Annotated in this window: 18 protein-coding genes; 9 read left to right on the top strand and 9 right to left on the bottom strand. The window is 64.1% G+C overall.

Annotated elements, in window-relative coordinates:
* The first annotated feature begins 9 nt into the window (after positions 1–9).
* Positions 10–375, top strand: coding sequence for a hypothetical protein (locus IE126_RS07035; protein WP_054303475.1), 366 nt, complete (start codon positions 10–12; stop codon positions 373–375).
* Here IE126_RS07035 and iolB read toward each other — a convergent pair.
* The 6 genes from iolB to IE126_RS07005 form a co-directional block, all read right to left on the bottom strand.
* The gene (gene iolB, locus IE126_RS07030; protein ID WP_189380557.1) at positions 360–1,166 is read right to left on the bottom strand and encodes a 5-deoxy-glucuronate isomerase; all 807 of its coding nucleotides are present in this window, start codon (positions 1,164–1,166) and stop codon (positions 360–362) included. The two genes, IE126_RS07035 and iolB, sit on opposite strands and share 16 nt — an antisense overlap.
* 75 nt (positions 1,167–1,241) lie before the next feature.
* On the bottom strand, positions 1,242–2,138 hold the full coding sequence (gene iolE, locus IE126_RS07025; RefSeq protein WP_189380556.1) for a myo-inosose-2 dehydratase: 897 nt from the start codon (positions 2,136–2,138) through the stop codon (positions 1,242–1,244).
* Between the two features lie 10 nt (positions 2,139–2,148).
* Positions 2,149–4,023: a 3D-(3,5/4)-trihydroxycyclohexane-1,2-dione acylhydrolase (decyclizing) gene (iolD, locus tag IE126_RS07020; RefSeq protein ID WP_189380555.1), complete on the bottom strand. Its 1,875-nt coding sequence runs from the start codon at positions 4,021–4,023 to the stop codon at positions 2,149–2,151.
* Positions 4,020–5,927, bottom strand: coding sequence for a bifunctional 5-dehydro-2-deoxygluconokinase/5-dehydro-2-deoxyphosphogluconate aldolase (locus IE126_RS07015; RefSeq protein ID WP_189380554.1), 1,908 nt, complete (start codon positions 5,925–5,927; stop codon positions 4,020–4,022). The genes iolD and IE126_RS07015 overlap by 4 nt, the downstream gene beginning before the upstream one ends.
* An 85-nt stretch (positions 5,928–6,012) precedes the next feature.
* Entirely contained in the window at positions 6,013–6,843 is an 831-nt protein-coding gene (locus IE126_RS07010; protein WP_054303470.1) for a MurR/RpiR family transcriptional regulator, read from the bottom strand.
* 155 nt (positions 6,844–6,998) lie between these two features.
* Positions 6,999–8,369, bottom strand: a complete 1,371-nt coding sequence (locus IE126_RS07005; RefSeq protein ID WP_054303469.1) for a class II 3-deoxy-7-phosphoheptulonate synthase — start codon at positions 8,367–8,369, stop codon at positions 6,999–7,001.
* Between the two features lie 143 nt (positions 8,370–8,512).
* Here IE126_RS07005 and IE126_RS07000 point away from each other — a divergent pair, with 143 nt between their 5' ends.
* Entirely contained in the window at positions 8,513–9,535 is a 1,023-nt protein-coding gene (locus IE126_RS07000) for a GlxA family transcriptional regulator (protein ID WP_054303468.1), read from the top strand.
* Between the two features lie 7 nt (positions 9,536–9,542).
* Here IE126_RS07000 and IE126_RS06995 read toward each other — a convergent pair whose 3' ends face one another.
* Both IE126_RS06995 and IE126_RS06990 read right to left on the bottom strand, forming a co-directional pair.
* The gene (locus tag IE126_RS06995) at positions 9,543–9,935 is read right to left on the bottom strand and encodes a DUF805 domain-containing protein (protein WP_189380553.1); all 393 of its coding nucleotides are present in this window, start codon (positions 9,933–9,935) and stop codon (positions 9,543–9,545) included.
* A gap of 65 nt (positions 9,936–10,000) precedes the next feature.
* Positions 10,001–11,104 carry a PQQ-dependent sugar dehydrogenase gene (locus IE126_RS06990; RefSeq protein ID WP_189380552.1) on the bottom strand — a complete coding sequence of 368 codons (1,104 nt, stop codon included), beginning with the start codon at positions 11,102–11,104 and terminating at the stop codon, positions 10,001–10,003.
* A 239-nt stretch (positions 11,105–11,343) separates the two neighbouring features.
* Between IE126_RS06990 and IE126_RS06985 the strand changes: the two genes are divergently transcribed.
* The 7 genes from IE126_RS06985 (at position 11,344) to IE126_RS06955 (ending at position 19,732) form a co-directional block, all read left to right on the top strand.
* A complete protein-coding gene (locus IE126_RS06985) occupies positions 11,344–12,528 on the top strand; it encodes an ABC transporter substrate-binding protein (protein ID WP_054303466.1) in 1,185 nt (394 codons plus the stop codon).
* A gap of 127 nt (positions 12,529–12,655) precedes the next feature.
* Positions 12,656–13,447: an ABC transporter ATP-binding protein gene (locus IE126_RS06980; protein ID WP_189380551.1), complete on the top strand. Its 792-nt coding sequence runs from the start codon at positions 12,656–12,658 to the stop codon at positions 13,445–13,447.
* A complete protein-coding gene (locus IE126_RS06975) occupies positions 13,440–14,150 on the top strand; it encodes an ABC transporter ATP-binding protein (protein ID WP_054303464.1) in 711 nt (236 codons plus the stop codon). The genes IE126_RS06980 and IE126_RS06975 overlap by 8 nt, the downstream gene beginning before the upstream one ends.
* Positions 14,151–14,153: 3 nt before the next feature.
* A complete protein-coding gene (locus IE126_RS06970) occupies positions 14,154–15,164 on the top strand; it encodes a branched-chain amino acid ABC transporter permease (protein WP_189380550.1) in 1,011 nt (336 codons plus the stop codon).
* Positions 15,164–16,465, top strand: a complete 1,302-nt coding sequence (locus IE126_RS06965) for a branched-chain amino acid ABC transporter permease (protein WP_189380549.1) — start codon at positions 15,164–15,166, stop codon at positions 16,463–16,465. The genes IE126_RS06970 and IE126_RS06965 overlap by 1 nt, the downstream gene beginning before the upstream one ends.
* A 152-nt stretch (positions 16,466–16,617) precedes the next feature.
* Positions 16,618–19,038 (top strand): GcvT family protein, encoded by a 2,421-nt coding sequence (locus IE126_RS06960; protein WP_189380548.1) that lies wholly within the window; start codon positions 16,618–16,620, stop codon positions 19,036–19,038.
* Positions 19,039–19,198: 160 nt separating this feature from the next.
* A complete protein-coding gene (locus IE126_RS06955) occupies positions 19,199–19,732 on the top strand; it encodes a nucleotidyltransferase family protein (protein WP_189380634.1) in 534 nt (177 codons plus the stop codon).
* Positions 19,733–19,739: 7 nt separating this feature from the next.
* Here the strand turns inward: IE126_RS06955 and IE126_RS26265 are convergent, their stop codons facing one another.
* Complete coding sequence (locus tag IE126_RS26265) at positions 19,740–25,175, bottom strand: Hint domain-containing protein (protein WP_189380547.1); 5,436 nt, start codon at positions 25,173–25,175, stop codon at positions 19,740–19,742.
* Positions 25,176–25,506 lie beyond the last annotated feature (331 nt).

Raw genomic sequence — 25,506 nt, 5'->3', positions numbered from 1 at the left:
CCCTGCCCGATGACCGAACACCCGCCCGATCCCCCGCAGAATGTGCTGGTCATCGACTGCCCCGAGGCCATGCGGATCGCCGAAAACCTGGAGCCGCCGCCGATGGTCATTTCCATCGCCTTCCGGCAGCTCAGCCGCACGCTGCTGGAGGTTGTTGCCCCGGATTGCGTCGCCCTGCCGCTGCTGGGCAGCGGCTTTGACGCGGTGCAGGTGATCGAGCGCCTGCGGACCTTCGGCTACACCGGCCGGATCTGCGCCATCGCGCCGGACCTGCCCGATGCGGCCCTTGTCGCGGCAGAACTGACCGCGCTGGCCGACGGCCTTCCGGTTCATGTGATCACGCCGGGGCAATACCCCGGTTACAGGTCGCGCTGATAGATCCAGTCATGATCCGGGTCGTTCCGGAACCGCCATTTGCGCAGCGGCCCGGCCATGACGTTGAGGTAATACATCTCATAGCCATAGGGCACGCCGCAGGGATGATGCCCCTTCGGGACCAGCGTGACATCATGGTTCCGCACCGCCATGGTCTCGTCCAGGCTGCCATCCTCGGTATAGACCCGCTGCACGCCGAAGCCCTGCGCCGGGTTCAGCCGCATGTAATAGGTCTCCTCCAGATAGGTCATTCGGGGGAAATCATCCTCGTCATGGCGATGACTGGGATAGCTTGACCAGTTACCGGCGGGGGTGAAAACCTCGGTCACCAGCAGGCTGTCAGCGACCTCCTGCATCTCCATCGCGATGTTGTTGACGAAACGCGTGTTGGCACCCTTGCCGCGCGGGGTCAGCGTGATGCCGTCAGGCCCCAGCCGCCGCACCGGATGACCACCCTTGCCCGGCGCGGAACAGACTGCCAGCGTGCAGGAGGTGGTGGCCTCCGCCGACCAGTTGCTGCCGTTCGGCACATAAAGGCAATGCGGCGGCGTCTTCTCGAAAACATCCATCCTCTCGCCCATTTCACCGAAGGCAATACCGGCGGCCGTCAGCCGGGCCCTGCCCTCGACCAGCACAAGGATGACTTCACGCGTGCCCGTCGTCTCGGCCACGCGGTCCCCCGGCTCAAGGCGATAGAGACCGAAGCCCACATAGCCCCAGCCCGCGCTGTCGGGGGTCACGTCATGCACCTTGCCGCGTGTACCCTGCGGCCGCGCCAGAAGATCGCCCATCCTTCGCCCCTTCATCTGTTCCAAAATATCCTCGGGGGTACGGGGGGGCAGACAGCCCCCCGTCTTCGTCACCCCTCACATCAGCCCGCTGGCCCGCGCCAGCCGTTTCAGCGTAGCGAGGCCCAGCGTCTGATACATCAGCGGATTGCAGCGCCTCGGGTCCTGCTCCGCCTCGATCACGATCCAGCCGTCATATCCGGCGGCCTTGAGTATCCGCATCAGCGGCGCGAAATCCACCCCGCCTTCCTGATCCCCCGGCACCGTGAAGGCGCCCGCCCGCACCGCCTGCAGAAAGCTCATCTCCTCCGTCCGGGCCCGGTGCACCACATCGGGGCGGATGTTCTTGGCATGGAAATGCCGGACCCGGCCGATATGGCGGCGCAACACCGCTTCGGGGTCGCCACCGCCAAAAGCGCAATGCCCGGCATCGAACAAAAGCTGCACATGCGGCCCCGTCGCCGCCATAAGCGCGTCGATGTCCTCCGGCGTTTCAATGATCGTGCCCATGTGGTGATGATAGACCAGCGTTACCCCTTCGCCCGCCAGATAGGCCGCGAAAGCCTCCAGCCGCGCCCCGAAGGCGTGCATCCCGGCCGCGGACAGCATGGGCCTCTCGCGCATTGGCCGTTCCGCCTCGCAATGGATCGCGTTCGAGGTTTCGCAGACGATGCAGACCTTGCAGCCATTGTGCTTGAGTTTTGCCAGATGGCCCTGCACCGCCGCGATTTCATCGGCCACCGTGCGGGTCAGCAGCTCCGAGGAGTACCAGCCCGAGACGAAGCGCAGCCCGTACCCCGCCAGCAACGCGCGCAGCGCCTCCGGGTCGTCGGGCCAGCGATGTCCGTTCTCGATCCCGTCAAAGCCGATCTGGCGTCCGGCCTCGTCAAGGATCAGGGCAGTTGGAATATGCGCGCCGATGCTGGGATCGTAGTCATTGGCCCAGGCGATCGGATTGGTGCCAAAGCGGATCATGGCTGCGTCCTCAGTTCGTCAGCCGCGCGCGGGCGGTGTTGGCGATGTAGCGCTCATAGGCCTCCCGCATCGTGTCACGGTCGCCCACTGCGGGAACCGCCACTTCCCAGAAATGACCGTGCGGGCCCGCGACTGTCTCGATGCCGGTGCCCGGAAAATCACGGGCGGTGGTCTCGATCACGATGACGGTGGGTTTCTGCCGGCCCCGTGCTTCGCGGATGGCGCGCTGCAAGCCTGCCAGACCCGCCACCTTCACCGCATGCGCCCCCATCGAGGCCGCATGGGCCGCATAGTCGATCCGGGGCTGATCCTCGATCAGGCAGTCCTCGTAAAGATTGTTGAAGGCCGCCCCGCCACAGCCCAGTGTTTGCAGCCGGTTGATACAGCCATATCCCCGGTTGTCGGTCAGGACCACGGTAAAGGGGATGCGCCGCATCACCGCCGTGGCCAGTTCGGCATTGGCCATCATGTAGCTGCCATCGCCCACGAAACAGATCACCTCGCGCGCAGGCTGCGCCAGTTTGAGCCCCATGGCCCCGGCCAGTTCATACCCCATGCAGGAGTATCCGTATTCCATGTGATAGCCGCCCGGCGCCGCCTGCCACAGCAGCTTCAGCGCGCCCGGCATGGTTCCGGCGGCGCAAAGGGCGATGGTCGCCTCCGTACTGACCGCCTGCACGGCGCCGATCACCTGGGCGTCACTGGGCAGCGCATCCTCCGCCACCGGGGCGCTGCAATGGGCATCGACTGCCCGCAGCCAATCGGCCCGCGCCGCGGCGTCGACGCCGGCGCAATAGCCTTCCAGCAACGGCGACAGCGCCTCCAGTGCGATCCTGGCATCGGCCACAAGGCTCAGGGCACCATGCTTGGCCGCGTCATAACCATGGACGTTGATCGAAACCAGCCGCGCATCCGGCGCGAACAGCGTGCGTGAGCCGGTGGTGAAATCCTGCAAGCGCGTGCCAATGCCGATCACCAGATCCGCCGCGCGCAACGCCGCGTTGGCGGCGGCAGAGCCATCGACGCCCGCTGCGCCAAAGTTCATCGGATGGGCCTGCGCCAGCGCCGACTTGCCCGCCTGCGTCTCGGTCACCGCAATCCCATGGCGGCTGGCGAAAGCCGCCAGCACGGCCTCGGCGCCGGAATAGATCACCCCGCCCCCGCAAAGGATTACCGGACGCTCTGCCGCCCGGATCTGCGCCGAAACCTCTGCAAGCTCTCGGGCATCCGGGGCCGGACGCCGGATGTGCCAGACCTTCGGCGCAAAGAAGGCCTCCGGCCAGTCAAAGGCCTCGGCCTGCACATCCTGGCAGAACGCAAGGCAAACCGGGCCGCAATCCGCCGGATCGGTCATCACCCGCAAGGCACGGGGCAAGGCGGTCAACAGGTGTTCGGGCCGCTGGATGCGGTCGAAATAGCGCACCACCGGGCGGAAACAGTCATTCGCGCTGACCGTGCCGTCGTCGAAATCCTCGACCTGCTGCAAGACCGGATCGGGGCGGCGACTGGCAAATACATCCCCCGCGATGAACAGGACCGGCAGGCGGTTCACATGCGCCAAGGCCGCCGCCGTGACCATGTTGGTCGCCCCCGGCCCGATGGACGAGGTAACGGCATGGGCCTGACGCCGTGCCCGTCCCTTGGCGAAGGCGATGGCGGCATGGGCCATGGTCTGTTCGTTCTGTCCCCGCCAGGTCGGAAACGGCGTATTGCCGCAAAGCTGCCCGTGCAGGCCCTGGTGCAATGCCTCGCCCAGCCCTGCCACATTGCCATGGCCGAAGATCGCCCAGCAGCCTTCGATGAAACGTTCGCCCTCGGCGGTCATCTGGACCGACAGCCATTTCACCATGGCCTGCGCGGCGGTCAGCCGGATGGTCTGTGTCATGCTCCCGCTCCGTTCTGCGCACGCGCGCTGTCCCAGACCTGACAAAGACCCTGATACCGGGCCACCATCGCCGCAATCGCTTCGGCATCGCCGATCTCGCCCCGGAGCCAGCGCCGGGCGGCATCGGCAAAAATGGTGCGACCCACGGCGAAACCGCGCACCAGATCGTGCCGCGCCGCAAGGGCAAAGCTCTCGGCAAGCTGGTCTGCCGGGGCATCCAGACCCAGGACGACAATGCCGCGCACATGCGGGTCATTTTCCGTGATCGCTGCGCAGGCCTTTTCCCAGGCGACGGCAGAGGTGAAGGGTTCCAGCTTCCACCAGTCAGGATAGATCCCGATCTCGTAAAACCGCCGGATCAGCCGGGCCGAGGTGTCATCTTCCACCGGCCCCACCTTGGAGGGAATGATTTCCAGCAACATTTCCAGACGGTTGCGGCGGCAGGCGTGGAACAGACGCGTCACCGTCGCCTCCTGTTCCGCCCGCGTCTCGGGCGGGTCATCAGGGTGGCAGAAGCACAGAACCTTCACCACCTGCTCCAGCGGCCATTCCGAAAGCCCGCCGTAATCCGGCCCGATCTCGGGTTCCAGTTCCAGCGGCCGCGAGCCCGGCCATTCCACCGGACGCCCGATCCACAGCCCCGAACCGGCAGCCGCGTAAAGCGCCTGTCGCCCCAGACGGCCATCGCAGAGGATGCCATAGCCTGGCCTCCCGGCCTGAACGCTTTTCGCAGCTTCCAGACACAAGAGCTTGAACGCGCCTATCTTTTCGGGCGTCGCGCCATCCATCGCCTCCATCTGCATCCGGTGGTCGAAGGCGAAGACCCGCATGGTGGACCAGTCGCCATGGCGATTGGTCGCCCAGTGCACCTGCTCCAGCGCCGCATCCTTGCGCAGCGCCTTTTCCCGCACCCCGCGGCTGAGGAAGTAATTCATCTCCTCAAGGCTTGGGTAGGCCGGGGTGCAGCCATGGCGGCTGACGGCAAAGGCCCCGCAGGCATTGGCGTACTTCAGCGCGACCGGCCAGCTTTCGCCATCCAGCCAACCCTTCAGCAGACCCGACATGAAGCCGTCGCCCGCCCCGAGCACATTGAATACCTCGATGGGGAATCCGGGGCCGGTTTCGCCGTCCTCCAGTTTATCAGGAATGGCGCCGGTGAAGGCCACCGCCCCAGCCGCCCCGCGCTTGCAGACCAGAACCGCGCCCGAAACCGCCCGCACGGCCCGGAGCGCTGCCACCGTATCGGTACTGCCACCCGCGATGTGAAACTCCTCTTCCGTTCCGACGATCAGGTCGAACAGATGCAGCGTGGATTGCAGCTTCGCCGTCACCGCCGCACTGGCGATGAAGCGGTTCTCGCCATCGCCATGCCCGGACAGACCCCAGAGATTCGGGCGATAGTCGATATCCAGCGCGGTCTGCGCGCCGCTTTCGCGCGCCAGATACAGCGCCTTCAGGACCGCTGCCTCGGTCCGGGAATGGCTCAGATGCGTGCCGGTCGCCACAACGGCGCGCGCCTCAGCGATGAAGGACGGGTCAATATCATCTTCGCACAGCGCCATATCGGCACAGTTCTCGCGGTAGAAGATCAGGGGGAACTGGCTGTCATCGCGGATGCCCAGCAGAACGAGCGCGGTCAGCCGCTGGGGATCTGTCTTCACCCCGCGCACATCGACACCCTCGCGCGCCAGTTCCTCGCGGATGAAGCGCCCCATGTGTTCGTCGCCGACACGCGTGATCAATGCCGATTTCAGCCCCAGACGCGCGGTGCCTGCCGCCATATTGCAGGGGCTGCCACCGATGTATTTCTGGAACGATCCCATGTCCTCCAGCCGGCCACCCACCTGTGCGCCGTAAAGGTCGACCGACGACCGGCCAATGGTGATCACATCCAGCGTCTTCATCCACCCCTCCCTGCCTGCCGCACCCAAAAGGCGCGACTCCCTTAATGGAATATTTATTCCATTTTGATCTGCAAAGAAAGCAGTTTCACGCGCTGTCCCGCGCACTCCCCACGGAAACGGCCAGGGCCAGAGCGAGCGCAATGGTTGCCGAAAGCGAACGGAATGCCCCGAAATCCACCTCTGGCACGGTCAGGATGGCATCCGAAAGCGGCACCAGCGGGCTTGAGGCATGATCGGTGATTGCCACCACTGCAACGCCCCGCTCCCGCGCCTCGGTCGCCAAAGCCAGCGTTTCCTCGGAATAGGGCGCGAAGGTGATGGCGACCAGCGCATCGCCCGCGCGCAACGCAAACCTGTGATCGAGCTTGCCCGCCCCATCGTGCAACATCGCCGGAACGGACATTTTCTCAAAGACATACGCAAGATAGCTCGACACCGGATAGGCCCGGCGGAATCCGGCGACATGCAGCATCCCGGCCCCGGCCAACAAAGCGACCGCCCGCGCGAGCGCGGCTTCGTCTGTCGCTTTCGCCAGGGCCTCAAGGCTCTGCCGCCCTGCCTCGACAAATTCCGCCAGAAGCGCTGCCGGGCTGCCCGCCCCGTTCTGCTTCAGGTTTTTCAGCCGCGTTGCATAATCCGGCCGCCCCGGCGCATAGGCCTCGCGAAACAGCTTCTGCATTTCGGAAAAGCCTGAAAACCCGAGGATCTGGCAGAAGCGCATCAGGGCCGAGGGCGGCACATCCGCCCCCGCCGCCAGTTCCGCCACCGTCGACACGGCGATCCGGTCCACATTCGCGGCGATGTGATCGGCGCATTGGCGCAAACGCTTGGGCAAATCGCCCCCGATCTGCGCCAGACGATCGTGAAACTCCTCGACACTGGCAGGCGCCGCTACCGACGCGTCAACATTCGACATGGATCACTCCCCGACAGATTGACTGCAGGCTAGCAGAATTGGAAAATTTATTCCACAACGAAGCACTGCCGACCCCGATCATGCCCGCATCAAAGCAAACGGCGCGAGGGTTGCCCCCCGCGCCGTCCGTTTCATCCGATCCAGGCTGATCCGGATTACATCGCCACGCGGCGCTGGTCGTCGCGGCGCGCAGTCAGCTCCTCGGAGACGAGGAAGGCCAGTTCCAGCGATTGCGAGGCGTTCAGACGCGGGTCGCAGGCGGTGTGGTAGCGGTCGCTCAGGTTCTCGTCCGTTACAGCCCGCAGGCCGCCGGTGCATTCGGTCACGTCCTGGCCGGTCATCTCGAAATGCACGCCACCCGGAATGGTGCCCTCAGCCTTGTGGATCGCGAAGAACTCGCGCACCTCGCGCAGCACCGAATCGAAGGGCCGGGTCTTGTAGCCCGAGGCCGCCTTGATGGTGTTGCCGTGCATCGGGTCGCAGGACCAGACGACATTGGCACCTTCTTCCTGAACGGCCTTGATCAGGCGCGGCAGATGCTCGCCCACCTTGCCGGCACCGAAGCGCGCGATCAGGGTCAGCCGGCCAGCCTCGTTCGCCGGGTTCAGCTTCGCCATCAGCACCTTCAGATCCTCGGCCGTGGTCGAAGGGCCGCATTTCAGGCCGATAGGGTTCAGCACGCCACGGCAGAATTCGACATGGGCGCCGTCGGGCTGACGGGTGCGGTCGCCGATCCAGATCATATGGCCGGAGCCCGCCACATTCTGCCCGGTGATGGAATCGACACGGCAAAGCGCCTCTTCATACTCCAGCAGCAGCGCCTCGTGGCTGGTGTAGAAGTCTACCCGGCTCAGTTCATGCGCGGTGTCGGAATTCACCCCGGCTGCATTCATGAAGTCGAGCGCGTCCGAGATGCGGTTCGACAGTTCGCGGTAACGCTCGGCTTTGTCATGTTCGGCAAAGCCAAGAGTCCAGCTGTGAACGCGGTGGATGTCGGCAAAGCCGCCGGTCGAGAAGGCGCGCAGCAGATTCAGACTGGCCGCCGCCTGGGTATATGCCTGCAGCATCCGTGCCGGATCGGGCACGCGGGCATCGGCAGTGAAGTCGAAGCCGTTGATGATATCGCCACGGTAGCTCGGCAGCTCTACGCCGCCCGCCACTTCGGTCGGCGCCGAACGCGGCTTGGCGAACTGGCCCGCCATGCGGCCGACCTTGATGACCGGCACCTTGGCGCCATAGGTCAGCACGACCGCCATTTGCAGCATGACGCGGAACGTGTCGCGGATATTGTCGGCGCTGAATTCGGCGAAGCTTTCGGCACAGTCGCCGCCTTGCAGCAGGAAGGCCTTGCCCTCGGCAGCCAGTGCAAGCTCTTTCTTCAGACGGCGCGCCTCGCCCGCAAAAACGAGGGGCGGATATTTCGCAAGCTGTGCCTCAACGGCAGTGAGTGCGGCCTGATCCGGATAGTCCGGCATCTGGACCCGCGGCTTTGCGCGCCAATCCGATTTTTGCCAGCCCTTCGTCATGGGGTGTCTCCGTGCGTTAGCGGTAATCCGACTGCCTATAAGGAGTCGTGTCGGAAATGCAAAGAGCCAAGCAAGGATCGCCCCTTGAAGGGGGGGCTGTTTCCTGCCTAGATGTGCCGAAATCGACGCAAACGGGTCGCATGATGTCCAGCCTGCCGCGCAAAGCCACGTCTATCGCCAAGGATGCAGCGCCGCGCCGCTTCATTTTCCTGTTGCTGGACCGTTTTACCATGCTGTCTTTTGCCGGCGCGATCGAACCCCTGCGCATCGCCAACCGCGTTGCGGGGCGTCAGATTTATACCTGGAAACTGGCGGGCGAAGGCGGGATGGAGGCGACCTGTTCCAACGGCGCATCCTTCAAGCTCGACATGGGGCTGGACGAGATCGACCGCGAGGATACCCTGCTGGTCTGCGGTGGCATCGACATTGGCCGGGCCACCACGCGCGGCGTCACCGGCTGGCTGCGGCGCGAGGCGCGGCGCGGCGTGGTGATGGGGGGGCTGTGTACCGGCGCCTATTCGCTGGCCAAAGCCGGGCTGCTGGAGGGGCGCAAGGCCACGATCCACTGGGAAAACCAGGACGGATTTCTGGAAGAGTTCGAAGAGGTCAAGCTGACCAAATCGGTCTTCGTGATCGACGGCAACCGGCTGTCCACCGCCGGGGGGACCGCCTCCATCGACCTCATGCTGAAGCTGATCGCCGCCGACCATGGCGAGGATCTGGCGAATACCGTGGCTGATCAGCTGATCTACAGCTCGATCCGCACCGATCAGGATACGCAGCGTCTGTCGATCCCGACCCGGATCGGCGTGCGGCATCCCAAGCTCAGCCAGGTCATCCAGAAGATGGAAAACAACATCGAAGACCCGATGAGCCCGGCCGATCTGGCCGAGGAAGTGGGCATGTCCACCCGGCAGCTGGAGCGGCTGTTCCGCCGCTACCTGAACCGCAGTCCGAAGCGGTATTATATGGAATTGCGGCTGCAAAAGGCGCGCAATCTGCTGATGCAGACGGATATGAGCGTGATCAACGTGGCCCTGGCCTGCGGCTTTGCCAGCCCGTCGCATTTTTCGAAATGCTACCGGAGCCACTATAATACCACGCCCTACCGCGAGCGCGGAACCCAGAGCGGGATGCCCGGAATCGGGACGCGGCTGTCGATCTGAGGTCGCGTCAGACGGCCAGCGGGTCCGGCCCATAGGCATTCGGACCCGCCGTGCCGCGCAGGCTGGCCCAGGCAAGCAGGAACAGCACCCCGATCATAGGGATCAGCCCCAGCAGCAGCCACCAGCCTGATTTGCCAAGATCATGCAGCCGCCGCGCCCCGAGCGCCAGAATCGGCAAAAGATTCACCAGATGCCAGATCGCCCCCAAAAGGCCCGGCGAATAGGTATAACGCATCATGCCCGGCCCCGTTATCATCTGGCTGGTACCGTCGATCTGCGAGATCAGTGCCGCGACAACGATCTGAAACGGCACGAACCACCAGAAGTCCGACCGCGCCGCGCGGCCCTCAAAACTGGCATAATTGCGATAGGCCGATTTCACGGCATCGACAGCGGTCATGCGGGCCTCCGGGCAATACGGTCCAAATCTGGCGCAGACAGCGCCCGCCGTCCAGCACCTTTGCCTCAGGGCGCCATGCGATAAAGCGCGCCGTTTTCCACTGACAGGAACCAGATCGCACCATCCGGCCCTTCGGCCACATCGCGCAGACGGCCGGTTTCCTCCGCGGCGATACGCTCTTCGGCAAATCCGGTCCCGGCAGGCCTGTCGGGGTCCAGTCGGCTGAGGAAACCGCTGTTCAGGCTGCCGGTGAACAGATCGCCCGTCCAGTCAGGCACCAGCGCGCCGGAATAGACCATCAGGCCAGAGGGCGCTATGGAAGGGTCCCAGTAATGCAGGGGCTGCTCCATCCCCTCTTTCCGGGTGCCCTCGCCAATGGGGCTGTCATCATAGTTCACGCCGTAGCTGATGACGGGCCAGCCATAGTTGCGCCCCGGCTGCACTGCGTTCACCTCATCCCCGCCGCGTGCGCCATGTTCGACGGTCAGCAAGCGCCCATCCGGCGCCAGCTCGGCGCCCTGAACATTGCGGTGCCCCAGCGAATAGACGCCGGGTTGCCAGCCCGGCAAGGACGTCGCCGGGCTGCCGTCGCGGTTCAGGTGGATGATCTTGCCAGCCGCCTTCGTCGCCTGCTGCGCCGCCATGCCCGCAGGGCCGGTGCCCCGGTCGCCGGTGGTCAGGAACAGCGTGCCATCCGGCACCTCCACCAGCCGGGCGCCGAAATGCCGCCCGCCGCGATAGCCCTCGGCGGTAAACATCAGCCGGAAATCCTCCAGCCGCGTCTCATCCTGCGAGAGGTGGCCGCGCCCCACGGCGGTCGCCGCACCGCCCTTCACGGGCGCGGCGAGGCTGAGCCAGATTTCACGGCTTTGCGCGAAATCGCGCGGCACCAGAACATCCAGCAATCCCCCCTGCCCACGGGCGAAAACCTCAGGCAGCCCCGCGATGACCTGGCGCGTCTCGCCCCGCAGCAAGGTCAGTTGGCCTGCCCGCTCGGTCACCAGCACCGCGCCATCCGGCAGGAAGGCCAAAGCCCAGGGCTCCTCGAATCCGGTGGCAACCGGGGAAATCTGCATCACGCCGGCCGAAGTCTGCACTTCGCCCGCGATCACACCACCCGCGAGCATGACGCCCAGACCTACAACCGCCGCATAGCGAAAATGACGCATCGTCAACTCCTTGCCCTGTCGGTCAGAGTTAGGCCGGAGCCGCCGCATGACCAGCAAATCGCCGGATCATACGGGCGAAATGACGAAACCCGGCCTTTTCTCTTGCGGGAACCAAACCGCACGGCAATCTGGCGTCAGTCTGCGCGGAGGATCGGCATAAGCCTGTCAATTGGGCACTTTCCTTTTATCCTCCTGCATTCTAGCCTTGGACACAGACACGTCCGACATGGGAGTCAAAAATGAAAAAACTGCTGCTTGCCACCGCGGCGACCGCTCTTGTTGCGGGGGCCGCATCGGCCGAAGAAGTGAAGATCGGTGTTCTGCTGGGCTTCACCGGCCCGCTGGAATCCACCGTGCCGAACATGGCCAACGGTGCGGAACTTGCGATGAAGGAAGTCAGCGAATCCGGCAAGCTGCTGGATGGCGCGACCGTCACCCCGGTGCGCGGCGACACCACCTGCGTCGACGCCGCTGCGGCACAATCGGCAGCCGAGCGTCTGGTGACCTCTGACAAGGTTTCCGGCATCGTCGGCGGCGACTGCTCGGGCGTGACCGGCGCAGTCCTGCAAAACGTCGCCCGCCCGAACGGCATTGGCATGATCTCGCCCTCGGCGACCTCGCCCGCGCTGTCGGCGGCCGAAGATGACGGCCTGTTCTTCCGCACTGCCCCGTCCGACGCCCGTCAGGGCGAGGTGATGGCCGACATCATCTCGGACCGTGGCGTGAAGGAAGCTGCTGTCACCTACACCAACAACGACTACGGCAAGGGCGTTGCCGAAAGCTTCCAGAAGGCTTTCGAGGCCAAGGGCGGCAAGGTCACGCTGGCCGCGCCGCATGAAGACGGCAAGGCCGACTATTCGGCTGAAATCGCGGCGCTGTCCTCGGCTGGCGGCGAGGTTCTGGTGGTTGCGGGCTATGTCGACCAGGGCGGCAAGGGCATGATCCAGGCTGCGGTCGACTCCGGCGCCTTCTCGACCTTCTTCCTGCCCGACGGCATGTATGGTCAGAGCCTGATCGACGCCATCGGCGCGCCGCTGAACGGCTCCTACGGCGACGTGCCCGGCACTGACAGCCCCGGCGCGGCGAAATATGTCGAGATCTCGAATGCTTCGGGCTTCGACGGTGCCACCGCCTATTCCGGCGAAAGCTATGATGCGGCGGCGCTGATGATGCTGGCCATGCAGGCGGCTGGTTCGACCGACTCGAAGGAATGGTCGAAGAAAGTGTTCGACGTGGCCAACGGTCCGGGCGAGCAGATCCTGCCGGGCGAACTGGGCAAGGCGCTTGACCTGATCAAGGAAGGCAAGGACATCGACTACGTTGGTGCCACCGCCGTGGAACTGATCGGGCCCGGTGAATCCGCTGGCAACTTCCGCGAATATTCCGTCACCGACGGCGCTTTCGTGACCGACAAGTTCCGCTGATCGCGGTCGATACGACCATAAGGTGCGGCCCGGGTGCTCCCCGGGCCGTTGCCGTAACGCATGTGCCACAGGGCTATCGGGGACCAACTCCGAAGCACGAACCCGGCACCTTGGGGGAAGATAACGGATGATCGTTGTCGAAAATCTGCACAAGCATTTCGGGGGCTTCCATGCCGTCGACGGTGCCTCGCTCGAAATCCGGAAAGGCTCGATCACCGGGCTGATCGGTCCGAACGGCGCGGGCAAGACCACACTTTTCAATGTCATCGCCGGAAGATACCAGCCGACCTCGGGCCGCGTCCTGATGGCGGGCGAGGATATCACCGGCCTGCCGCCGCACGAACTGTTCGGCAAGGGCCTGTTGCGCACCTTCCAGATCGCGCATGAGTTCGGCTCGATGACGGTGCGCGAGAACCTGATGATGGTGCCCGCGCTGCAATCGGGCGAACGGCTGTGGAACGCCTGGTTCCGCCGCAGCTCGGTCGCCGCCGAAGAGGCGCGCATCCGCGACAAGGCGGACGAGGTGCTGGAGTTCCTGACCATCAGCCATCTGGCCGACCAGAAGGCCAGCCAGATCTCCGGCGGGCAGAAGAAGCTGCTGGAACTGGGCCGCACCATGATGGTGGATGCGAAGATCGTGTTCCTTGACGAGGTGGGCGCAGGCGTGAACCGCACGCTGCTGAACACCATCGGCGACGCCATCGTGCGGCTGAACCAGGAACGCGGCTACACCTTCTGCGTCATCGAACATGACATGGATTTCATCGCCCGCCTCTGCGACCCGGTCATCGTGATGGCCGAGGGCAAGGTGCTGGCGCAAGGCACGGTAGACGAAGTGAAGAACGACGAACGGGTGATCGAGGCCTATCTGGGCACCGGCCTGAAGAACAAGGTAAAGGAGGAAGCCGCCCATGGCTGAGCCCTTCCTGATCGGCGACGGTATGACCGGCGGCTATGGCGCGGCCGACATCCTGCACAACTGCACCATTGCGGTGGAAAAGGGCCAGATCGCGGTGATCGTGGGCCCGAACGGCGCGGGCAAATCCACCGCCATGAAGGCGGTCTTCGGCATGCTGAAGCTGCGCGGTGGCCGTGTGGTGCTGGATGGCGAGGATATCACCACGCTCACCCCGCAGGCGCGGGTCCACAAGGGCATGGGCTTCGTGCCGCAGACGCACAACATCTTCACCTCGATGACGGTGGAGGAAAATCTGGAAATGGGCGCTTTCATCCGCGAGGACGGCTTCGCCGATACCATGGCGCAGGTCTATGACCTGTTCCCCATCCTCAAGGAAAAGCGCCATCAGGCGGCGGGTGAGCTTTCGGGCGGCCAGCGGCAGCAGGTGGCGGTCGGACGCGCGCTGATGACGCGACCCAAGGTGCTGATGCTGGATGAACCCACGGCAGGCGTATCGCCCATCGTGATGGACGAGTTGTTCGACCGGATCATCGAGATCGCGCGCACCGGCATTTCCATCCTCATGGTGGAACAGAATGCCCGGCAGGCGCTGGAGATCGCGGACAAGGGCTATGTCCTTGTGCAGGGCGCCAACCGCTTCACCGACACCGGCAAGGCCCTGATGGCCGACCCGGAGGTCCGCCGTTCCTTCCTCGGGGGCTGAGCCATGGATATTCTCAACGCCCTCGTGGCTTTCCTCAACTTCGTGTTCATTCCGGGCCTCGCTTATGGCAGCCAGCTTGCGCTGGGTGCGCTGGGTGTGACGCTGATCTACGGCATCCTGCGGTTTTCCAACTTCGCCCATGGCGACACCATGGCCTTTGGCACCATGGTCACCATCCTCGTGACCTGGTGGTTTCAATCCATCGGTATCGGATTTGGTCCGCTGCCCACCGCCCTGCTGGCCCTGCCCTTCGGCATTGCCGCCACAGCGACGCTGCTGCTGCTGACAGATCGTGCGGTCTATCGCTTCTATCGCAAGCAGAAGGCCGCACCGACCATTCTGGTGATCGTCTCGCTGGGGGTGATGTTCGTGATGAACGGCATCGTCCGCCTGATCATCGGGGTCGAGGATCAGAACTTTGCCGATGGCGCACGCTTCCTGATCACCGCAGGCGATTTCAAGACCATGACCGGCCTGACTGAAGGTCTGGCCATCAAGACGACGCAGGCCGTGACCGTGGTGACCGCCGGGCTGACCGTGGCCTTCCTGTTCTGGTTCCTGCAAAAGACTCGCACCGGCAAATCCATGCGCGCCTTTTCCGATAACGAGGATCTGGCGCTGCTGTCGGGCATCAACCCCGACCGCGTGGTGCAGGTGACCTGGATTCTGGCAGCCGCCATGGCGACCATCGCGGGCGTGCTCTATGGCCTCGACAAGAGCTTCAAACCCTTCACCTATTTCCAGCTTCTGCTGCCGATCTTTGCCGCAGCCATCGTCGGCGGTCTGGGCAGCCCGCTGGGGGCGATTGCCGGGGGCTTCGTGATCGCCTTTTCCGAAGTGATGGTGACCTATGCCTGGAAAAAGGTGGCGACCTATCTGCTGCCTGACAGCATGGCGCCGGATGGTCTGCTGCAACTGATGTCGACCGATTACAAATTCGCGGTCAGCTTCTCGATCCTCATTCTGGTGCTGATCTTCATGCCTACGGGCCTGTTCAAGGGGAAATCGGTCTGATGTCGAAGAACCTTTATCTCTTCGCGGGCGTTGTGGCGCTGTTTCTGTTTACCGGGCTGGTGCTGACCAGCTGGAACCAGACGCTGCTGATCCTGAACTTCGCACTGGTCTCTTCCATCATGGCGCTGGGGGTGAATATCCAGTGGGGCTATGCGGGTCTGTTCAACACCGGCGTCATGGGCTTTGCCGCGCTGGGCGGTCTGGCCGTGGTGCTGGTGAACTCGCGCCCCGTGCCCGAGGCATGGTCCGCTGGCGGCTTCGGCATTCTTGCCGGTCTCGCCCTGGGCGCCCTGACGATCGCCGCCACGATCTTCCTGCGCCGCCGCATGGTTAAGGGCCGCGCCCGCAGCCTTGCAACGGTCGCGCTGCTGGTCGGGGGCTTCTTCCTGTTCCGCGCGGTCTTTGACCCGGCTGTCGATGCGGTGGAGGCGATCAACCCGACGATCCAGGGCAACCTTGGCGGCCTTGGCCTGCCGGTTCTGCTGGCCTGGCCTGCGGGTGGCCTGCTGGCCGCACTGGCCGCCTGGGGCATCGGCAAGACGGCGCTTGGGCTGCGGTCCGACTATCTGGCCATCGCCACGCTGGGCATCGCCGAAATCATCGTTGCGGTGATGAAGAACGAGGACTGGCTGGCGCGCGGCGTCAAGATGATGGACCTGAAGGAACGGCCCTGGCCGGTGCCTTACGAGGTCAGCCTGCAACAGAATCCACGCTTCCTTGAACTGGCGACGAACTGGGGCTTTGATCCGGTTTCGGCCTCGTCTGTGGTGGTGAAGCTCTGCTACATGGTGATGATCCTCATCGTTCTGGGCCTCTTGATCTGGCTGTCGGAACGCGCGCTCAACAGTCCCTGGGGCCGCATGATGCGCGCCATCCGCGACAACGAAGACGCCGCCCGTGCGATGGGCAAGGATGTGACGAAGAAACACCTGCACATCTTCATCCTCGGCAGCGCGGTCATCGGCATCGCGGGCGCCATGCTGACCTCGATGGACGGCATCCTGAACCCCGGCACCTACCAGCCGCTGCGATTCACCTTCCTGATCTGGGTCATGGTGATCGTGGGCGGCTCGGGCAACAACTGGGGCGCGCTGCTGGGCGGCCTGCTGGTCGGCTGGCTCTGGCTGATCGTGGAAACGCTCGGGCCGATGGTCATGGGCGGTATCACCGCCGGAATGGCCCCCGGCCCGCTGAAATCGCATCTGGTAGACAGCGCGCAACATATGCGCCTGCTGACCATGGGCATCATCCTGCTGCTGGTGCTGCGCTTCAGCCCGCGCGGCCTGATCCCCGAGAAGTGAGCGAAAGCGATACGATCCGGCAAGGGGCGCCTGCGGGCGCCCCTTCGCATTTCCGGGAGCGCCAGATATTTGCGACACATTCGCGTCGCAAAACCGCATGACCCTTTGCCCTGCCCCGGCCATTCTGGCGCAAACCCGCAGGGAGTCCCTCCATGAAAACCCATACCCGCGTTCTGGTCATCGGCGGCGGAGTCGTCGGCTGTTCGGTCCTTTACCACCTGACAAAGCTCGGCTGGTCCGATGTCATGCTGGTGGAACGGTCGGAGCTGACCTCGGGCTCAACCTGGCATGCGGCGGGCGGCTTTCACACGCTGAACGGCGACACCAATATGGCGGCGCTGCAGGGCTATACGATCCGCCTGTATAAAGAACTGGAAGAGATCACCGGCATGTCCTGCGGTCTGCACCATGTCGGCGGCATCACGCTGGCCGACAATGCGGCGCGGTTTGAACAGCTAAAGGCCGAACGCGCCAAGCACCGCTACATGGGGCTGGATACCGAAATTCTCGGCCCGGCCGAGATCGAGAAATTCACCGACGGGATGGTGAACCTCGAAGGCATCATCGGCGCGCTCTACGATCCTCTGGATGGCCATCTGGACCCGTCGGGCACCACCCATGCCTATGCCAAGGCCGCACGGATGGGCGGGGCCGAGATCGTTCTGCACAACCGCGTGCTGGAAACCAACCCGCGCCCCGATGGGTCATGGGAGGTCGTCACCGAAAAGGGCACGATCATCGCGGAACATGTGGTGAATGCCGGCGGCCTCTGGGCGCGCGAGATCGGCGCGATGGCGGGCGTCTACCTGCCGCTCTTGCCGATGGCGCACCAATACCTCGTCACCGACGACATTCCCGAAATCATGGACATCCTGAAATCGGGCCGCGAATTCCCGCATGTGATGGACCCCGGCGGCGAAAGCTATCTGCGGCAGGAAGGGCGCGGTCTGTGCATCGGCTTCTATGAAAAGCCGTGTGAGCCGTGGAGCGTTGACGGCACACCGTGGAATTTCGGCCATGAACTCCTGAACGAGCAATGGGACAAGATCGAGGACAGCGTCGCCTTCGCCTATCGCCGCTTCCCGGTGCTGGAACGCTCGGGCGTGAAGCGGGTCATCCATGGCCCCTTCACCTTCGCCCCCGATGGCAACCCGCTGATCGGGCCGGTGCCGGGGCTGCGTAACTACTGGTCCGCCTGCGCGGTGATGGCAGGCTTCAGCCAGGGCGGCGGCATGGGCCTTGCACTGGCGCAATGGATGATCGAGGGCGAGGTCGAGCGCGACCCGCGTGGCTTCGACGTGGCACGCTTCGGCAACTGGACTTCGCCGGGCTATACCGTGCCGAAGGTCATCGAAAACTATCAGATGCGCTTCAACGTGTCCTATCCGAACGAGGAACGCCCCGCTGCCCGGCCCTTCCGCACCACGCCGATGTATGACATCTTCGACGGTATGAATGCCGTCTGGGGCCAGCAATACGGGCTGGAAGTGGTGAACTATCACGCGCTGCCCGGCGAGCCGCGGCTGGAAACGCCGACCTTCAAACGCTCCAACGCCTGGGAGGCGACGCGTCAGGAGGTGCTGGCGGTGCGCGAGGGCGTCGGCATCAACGAGGTGCAGAACTTCGGCAAATATCTGGTGAAGGGGCCGAAGGCGCGCGCCTGGCTCGACCGGATCATGGCAGGCGCGATCCCGAAACCGGGGCGGCTGTCGCTGACGCCGATGCTGGCGGAAAGCGGCAAGATCATCGGCGATTTCACCGTCTCCTGCCTGTCAGAAACCGAATTCCAACTGACCGCCAGCTATGGCGCGCAGGGCTGGCACGGCCGCTGGTTCGAACAGCATCTGGAAGAGGGCGTGACGGTCGAGAATATCTCGGACGCGCGCTCGGGCTTCCAGATCGCCGGGCCGAAGGCGCGCGAGTTGCTGGCCCGTGTCACCCGAGCCGATGTCAGTGCCGAAGCCTTCCGCTTCATGGATGTGAAGCGCATGACCATCGGGATGGCCAATTGCATCGTGCAGCGCGTCAGCTACACCGCTGATCTGGGGTTCGAAATCTACACCGACCATATGTCGGTGCGGCACCTCTGGCATACGCTCTGGTCCGCCGGGCAGGATCTGGGCCTGCGGCCCTTCGGCATGCGGGCGATGATGTCGCTGCGGCTGGACAAATGGTTCGGAAGCTGGGGGCGCGAGTTCAGCCCGGATTATACGCCGGCCGAAACCGGGCTTGACCGTTTCATGCGCTGGAACAAGGACTTCATCGGCAAAGCCGCCGCGCTGGCGGAAAAGGAGGCCGGGCCGAAGCGGCGTCTGGTCAGCTTCATCGTCGATGCAGCGGATGCCGATGTGGTGGCATGGGAGCCGATCTGGCTGGACGGCGCGGTGGTGGGTTTCTGCACCTCGGGCGGGTTCAGCCACTGGACCGGGAAATCGGTCGCCATGGGCTTCCTCCCCGCCGACAAGGTGCAGGACGGGCTCGTCTGTGAGATCGAAATTCTGGGCGAACGCCGCACCGCAACAGTACATCTGGCACCGCTGTGGGATGGGGATGGCGCACGGATGCGCGGCTGACACACCACGCGCAGCTTGACAGGCGGGCGCAAAATCCGTCGAAAGCTTCTGCAAATTTCTTCAGCAGGAAATCTGCCCCCGGTCCCGGCCGGGGGTTTCTGTCAGGGAGGGCGGAGTGTTGCTGACGACCGTGATCCTTGCCGCTGGCGCGTCCAGCCGGATGCGTGGCGGCGACAAGCTGCTGGAAGTGGTGGAGGGGCAGCCCCTGCTGCGCCGCCTCGCAGAGGCCGCGATCCGCGCGGGCGGGCCGGTGCGCGTGGTGCTGCCAGCAGACCGGCCAGAGCGGCAGGCGGTGCTAAAGGGTCTGGCGGTCGGGATCGTGATTGCCCGTGACGCCGCCAGCGGCATGTCGGCCTCGCTGCGTGCAGGCATTGCCGGGCTGGACGGCCCGGTGATGATCCTGCCCGCCGATATGCCGGAACTGGACCGGGAAGCGCTGCGACAGATGCAGGCCGCGCAATCCGCTGCGCCGGAGGCAATCCTGCGCGGAGCCAGTGGCGACACCCCCGGTCATCCGGTGATCTTTCCGGCGGATCTGCTGCCGGAACTGGCCCGGCTGAATGGCGACGAAGGCGCGCGTGCGGTTATCGCCGCCCATCGCGGGCGCCTGCGGCTGGTTCCGCTGCCCGGCCGGGCAGCGCTGACCGATCTGGACACGCCCGAGGACTGGGCGCTCTGGCGGCAGGGGCGTTAGCCCCCCCTCAGGCCATCAGCAAGACCCGCGCCTCATGTGCCCGCAGGCTGCGCCTGGCCGACAGGAACGGGCGATACTGCCCGGCTGCCAGTTCGGGGAACAGCGCCAGAAGTTCATTGCGCTGTGCATCATCCATGCCCGCCAGCGTCATGTCGCCGGGCTGGAAGCTCTCGCTCCAGGCGCCATCGGCCCGCACGATTTCGTGCCGGTCGAACATCAGGTGAATATAGCTGACCTGCTGCGGCATCGCTCGCGTGACTCCGGACAGGCCGGTCAGGTGGGTCGCTGCCACCAGAACCTCATGCTCGCCGAACAGCATCTCCGCCCGGTGGCCGGTAAACAGGATGCGGTGCTGCGGGCTGACCATCATGTCGCGCAGCGGCAGTTCCCCCCCCAGCGCACCGCGCGCGATGCGCACAGGCGCGAAATTGGGATGGGCCTGCAATTCGGCCCCCGATAGATCGCGGCGCCCGATCCAGCGGACTGGCTGATAGCCGTTGTCACGGGTGAGAACCAGATCACCTTCCTCAAGCTGTTCCACCCGAACCTCGCCCCGCTCTGTCACGATAAGGCTGCCCGGCGTGAAACAGGGTATGACCTTCTCGATATCAGTGAAGGTCATAGTCCCGATGACATTGCCGTCGGTATCAAGGAACTGGACGGTGCCATTTTCGGGATTGGCACTGTCGTAGATGATGTTCGTCAGATCCTTGCCCCAGGCGCTGAGGTCAAGGGTGTCGAAATCATCGCCGCCGTTCCCGCCATCGACCACCGCGCCGATCCCGGCCCCGGCGCCAAGGGTGATCGTATCGCGGTCATCGCCACCGGCAACGGTATCGGCTCCGCCGTCAAGCTGGATGTTGTCATCCCCGGCGCCACCGTCGAGCAGATCATTGCCCGCGCCGCCGCTGAGCATGTCATTACCCGCGCCGCCGTAAAGCTGATCGTCGCCCGCATCGCCGGACAGCATGTCATTGCCGATACCGCCGGTCAGCAGGTCATTGTCCAGCCCACCGAACAGCCGGTCATTGCCGTCGCCGCCATCCAGCGTATCGGCCTCGCTGCCACCGTAAAGCGTATCGCTGCCACCGCCACCAGACAGGCTGTCGGTGCCGCTGCCGCCGGTCAGCGAGTCGTCGCCCGTGCCGCCATCAAGGACGTCATTGCCCTCGTCGCCCTGCAACACGTCATTGTCGGCGCCGCCCGCCAGCGTGTCATCGCCCAGACCGCCGACCAGTGTATCCTCTCCGGCGTCGCCCAGCAGCGAATCCGAACCGCCCTCGCCATAAAGGGCATCGTCCCCCTCGCCGCCATAGACCGTGTCATTGCCCGCGCCGCCTTCCAGCAGGTCATTCCCGGCCTCGCCATAAACCTGATCCGCGCCATCGCCTGCGCGCACGGTATCGTCGCCAGCGCCCGCCTTGACCACGTCGTCGGCATTGCCGAACTGGTTGTCATTGGCGTCGATCATATCGCCTTCAGGGTCGCCCGTGTAAGACCCGTCGATCAGATCATTGCCCGAGGTGCCCTCGACGATGAAATCGGGCGGGAAAACCTGTGCGCCATCCACGAACAGATTTTCGATGTTGAAGAACTGGAGCGTTTCACCCGAGGCGTAATGCACCACGCCGTTTTCGGGGTTCAGCAGATCCCAGGCGATATGGTCGATGTTCGTGACATGAAGCGTATCATTGTCGGTGCCGGTGGTGACTGCCTCGCCACCATCGACATAGTCGCCTGCGCCGCCATAGAAGACGTCGGCGTCCTCCTCGCCCAGCATCGTGTCGTTGCCGGTGCCGCCGTAGATCGTGTCATTGCCGTCCGAGCCTTGCAGCAGGTCGTCGCCTTCATCGCCATGAACGATGTCATCGCCACCCGAGCCGGTAACGCTGTCGTTGCCCGCGCCACCAAAGACGGTGTCGGTGCCATAGCCGCCAAAGACGTGATCGTCGCCAGCGCCGCCAAAGACCGAGTCGTCATCGGCCCCGCCATAGACAGAATCGTTCCCCGCACCGCCATAGACCACATCATTCCCGGCGTCGCCGCGCAGGAAGTCATCCCCGTCGCCGGCATCGAGCGAGTCATTGCCCGCATCGCCCTGCATGTAGTCATTGCCGTCGCCGCCCAGAACGGTGTCGTTGCCGTCACCGCCATAGAGGTTGTCATTGCCGGTGCCACCGATGATGGAATCATGGCCCGCCCCGGCAAATACCTCGTCATTGCCGCTTCCGGCGTCGATGTAGTCATTGCCGGTGCCGCCCGTGACGAAATCGGCGCCGCCCCCGGTGAAGATCTGGGTATTGCCGGTCGCGGCCGAGGCATTGACGTTGTCGTTCAGGTCAGTGGTGACCAGTTGCTCCATCTCGGAAAAGGTGCCTGAAGCACCGCTGCCGAAGGTGAAGCTGCCCGATTCCGTCCCGCTGAAGTTGACGTTGACGCCCGATCCGGCTGCCGTCAGCTCAAGCCGGTCCAGATCACCGGGATTCTCGCCGCCCACTGCCGTCACGGTGCCCGCATCGCCCGCAATGGTGAACACGTCATTGCCGGTGCCGCCATAAAGCGTGTCGTTGCCGGTGCCCCCGGTGGTCAGCCCTGCCGTGAGTGTATCATTGCCCGCGCCGCCATAGACCAGATCATCCCCGGCGTCACCGGCCAGGCTGTCATTGCCGTCGCCCCCATCCAGCGTGTCATTGCCGTCGCCCCCGGCCAGGACGTCATTGCCGGTTTCGCCCAGCACGCTGTCATTGCCCGCGCCGCCCGCAACCGTATCGTTGCCGGTGCCGCCATAAACCGTATCATTGCCCAGGCCCGCAGCGATCTGGTCATCCCCGCCATAGCCATAGATCGTATCGTTCAGCCCGTCGGTCCCGTCGATCTGATCGCCGTTCACATCGGTATAGCCGGGATTCATCACATCGTTCCCGGCCGTGCCGTCCACCGGCCCGGCAAAGACGATCCGCTCGATCTGGCTGAAGGTCAGCGTACCGCCCGAGGCCAGCGCGATAGTGCCGGATTCGTTGTCGCCGCCCGCATAGGTGATGGTCGAACCCGCCTCGACCACCAGCACGTCATTGTCATTGCCGGTTTCGCCGCCAATGATCGTGTCGCCCGCGCCACCCCAGATCGTATCGGCATCCGCGCCGCCGGTCAGCAGGTCATTGCCCGCCCCGCCATAAAGCACATCATTCCCCGCGCCGCCGTCCAGGGTATCGTTGCCGGTGCCACCATCGACTGTATCATTGCCCGCCCCCGCGATCAGCGAGTCATTGCCATCGCCCCCGCTGACAGAGTCGTTGCCCGCCCCCGCATCAATCGTGTCATTGCCCGCCCCGGCAAGGATCGAGTCATTCCCCGCCCCGGTCGCCACGCTGTCGTTGCCGACGCCGCCGTAGACGGTATCGTTGCCTGATCCGAGCGTGATGCTTTCAATCTCGCCAAACCCGGCGGTACCGCCGGTTGAGGACAGCGTGCCCGCTTCGGCCCCCGTGAAGGTCAGCGTCACATTGGTGGTCAGCGCCGAGGCGTCGATGCTGTCGCCCGTGGTTTCAGAGGTCTCGCCGCCGAGGATCGTGTCATTGCCATAGCTGCCGGAGAGGACGAACTTGTCATCTCCCGCGCCACCGCTTTGCACATCCGCGCCGCCGCCGCCGGTGATCGTGTCATTGCCGATGCCGCCATAAAGGCTTTCGGCCCCGGAGCCGCCGGTGATGCTGTCATTGCCCGCCCCGCCGTCCAGCAGGTGCCCGGTCGTGCTGGAGGCGGCGTTGATCGTGTCGTTGCCGCTGCCCCCATAGACGTTCTCGATCTCCGAGAAGGTGGTGGAGCCGCCGGTATAGGTTGCGGTGCCATTCTCGTTGCCCGAGAAGGTCACGTTGATGCCGGTGGAGATAAGGCTGCCGTCCAGCGCGTCGCCCGCCGTTTCGCCGGTTTCGCCGCCCACTACGGTGTCTGACTCGCCAGTGCCACCATTTGTCAGGTAGAAGCGGTCATCCCCGGCCCCGCCGGACAGGCTGTCATTGCCAAGGCCGCCATTCAGCGTGTCATTCCCCGCATCGCCGAACAACGTGTCGTTCCCGGCATCGCCCAGCAGCGAGTCATTGCCGTCGTCGCCGTGGATCAGATCGTTTCCGGCCCCGCCGGAAATCGTGTCCGCGCCCTCGTCGCCATACAGCCGGTCCGACCCGTTGCCGCCGGAGATCGAGTCATTGCCACTGCCGCCATAGACAATGTCATTTCCCTCGCCGGAGGTGACGGTATCATTACCTGCCCCCGCATAGACAAGGTCGGCGTTGCCGGTCGTGCCCTGCACTCCCAGACCGTCATTGTTGTCGATCCGGTCGCCATCCGGGTCGCCGGTATAGTTCGTGTCGATCACGTCATTGCCCGACGTGCCCGAAACGATGCCATCCTTCGTCACCGAGGTCGAAGTATGGATGGTGACGAAGCCAACATCGGTATTTCCCATCCCGTCGGAAACGGTATAGGAAAACGGTTCATTCCCGGTCGTCCCGTTCGAGAAAATGGTGATCGTGCCATCCGCGTTCAGCCGGACCTGCTGGCCTGACGGCAGGGTGATCGTCTGCCCCGCCACGACATTCTGGCCATTGATCTTGGTGATGGTCAGGTTCGAGCCGGAGGGATGTTCGTCGTTCGCCAGAATGTCGAAGCTGCGCGACGAATTGGTCAGCAAGTTGACCGTATCATCATTGGCCAGCGTATAGGTCTGCACGCTGTCGCCCATGATGAGCAGGTTGGAATCGTAGACCGCGTCGCCGCCATCCGCGATGCCGATCTTGATCGTGTTCACCTGCCCCGCATTCACCGGCGCCTTGATCGACAGCACATAGGTCAGGCCGTCCATCTCGGTGTTATACTGATCGGCGGTATTGTCGCGATAAAGGTTCTTGTTGAAGCCAGAGTTCACCGTATCGATGGCCACATTGCCCGAGGTCGAGACACTGATCGGGGCGAAAACCCCGTTGACCCAGACGCCGAAGGCATCGTTGACGCCCTGGTTGATGTATTCCGGGTATTCCTCCGAGGCGAACACGAACTGCATCGTGATCATGTCACCGTCAGGCACGAAGCTGGCCTGAAGGATCGCGCCGTCATAGGTATTGACCCCGGACACCGCATTGAGTTGCGCGTCGCCGTCCACACCGCCGGCCATGTCGGTGCCGGTGTTGGTATTGACGTTGGTGTTTGTCGTCCCCGAGCTGTTGGTGAAATCCGCCGCATTGCCGGTTGACAGGATCACCCCGGTGTCCGTGGGCGAAACCCCCGCAATCGTGGTCAGCGCGCCGGTATAGGTCGCCGAGGAAGCCGCCGCCCCGCTGTAGGTCGCCGTACCGCTGACAAGCTGGACGCCATTCCCGAAGATGGCATTGAACATCTGCTCCGCAGTTGCGGCGGTATTGATCGAAAGTTCGGTTGCAACCGGCATGGCGTCACTCGTTCACGGTTTGAGGGAGGGAAGGCGGAAAAGAAACGGCGGCAAGCGGGCATGTTCCGGCACCCCGCCAAAGCGGCGGGCGGTTCGGCAACAAAGGCAATCCGGGGCTTGCGTGACCCATTATCCGATCCATTTCTAAATTCATGTCCGCCCCCATCCGCCCCTGCGGGCAGACGACAGGCTGGTACAGGATCGGCTTAGGCGCCGATCATGGCTGAATAGTGGTTCTGGATGGACAGATTATTGACTTCGTGCCCTTTGGAGGCACCGAATACGGCAAAATAAAGACACTGTATTTAAAAATAAAATCAATAAGTTGCCG

This window comes from Gemmobacter nanjingensis (assembly GCF_014652195.1).
GTDB lineage: Bacteria > Pseudomonadota > Alphaproteobacteria > Rhodobacterales > Rhodobacteraceae > Gemmobacter > Gemmobacter caeni.
This window is presented reverse-complemented; position numbering and strand designations above follow the sequence as displayed.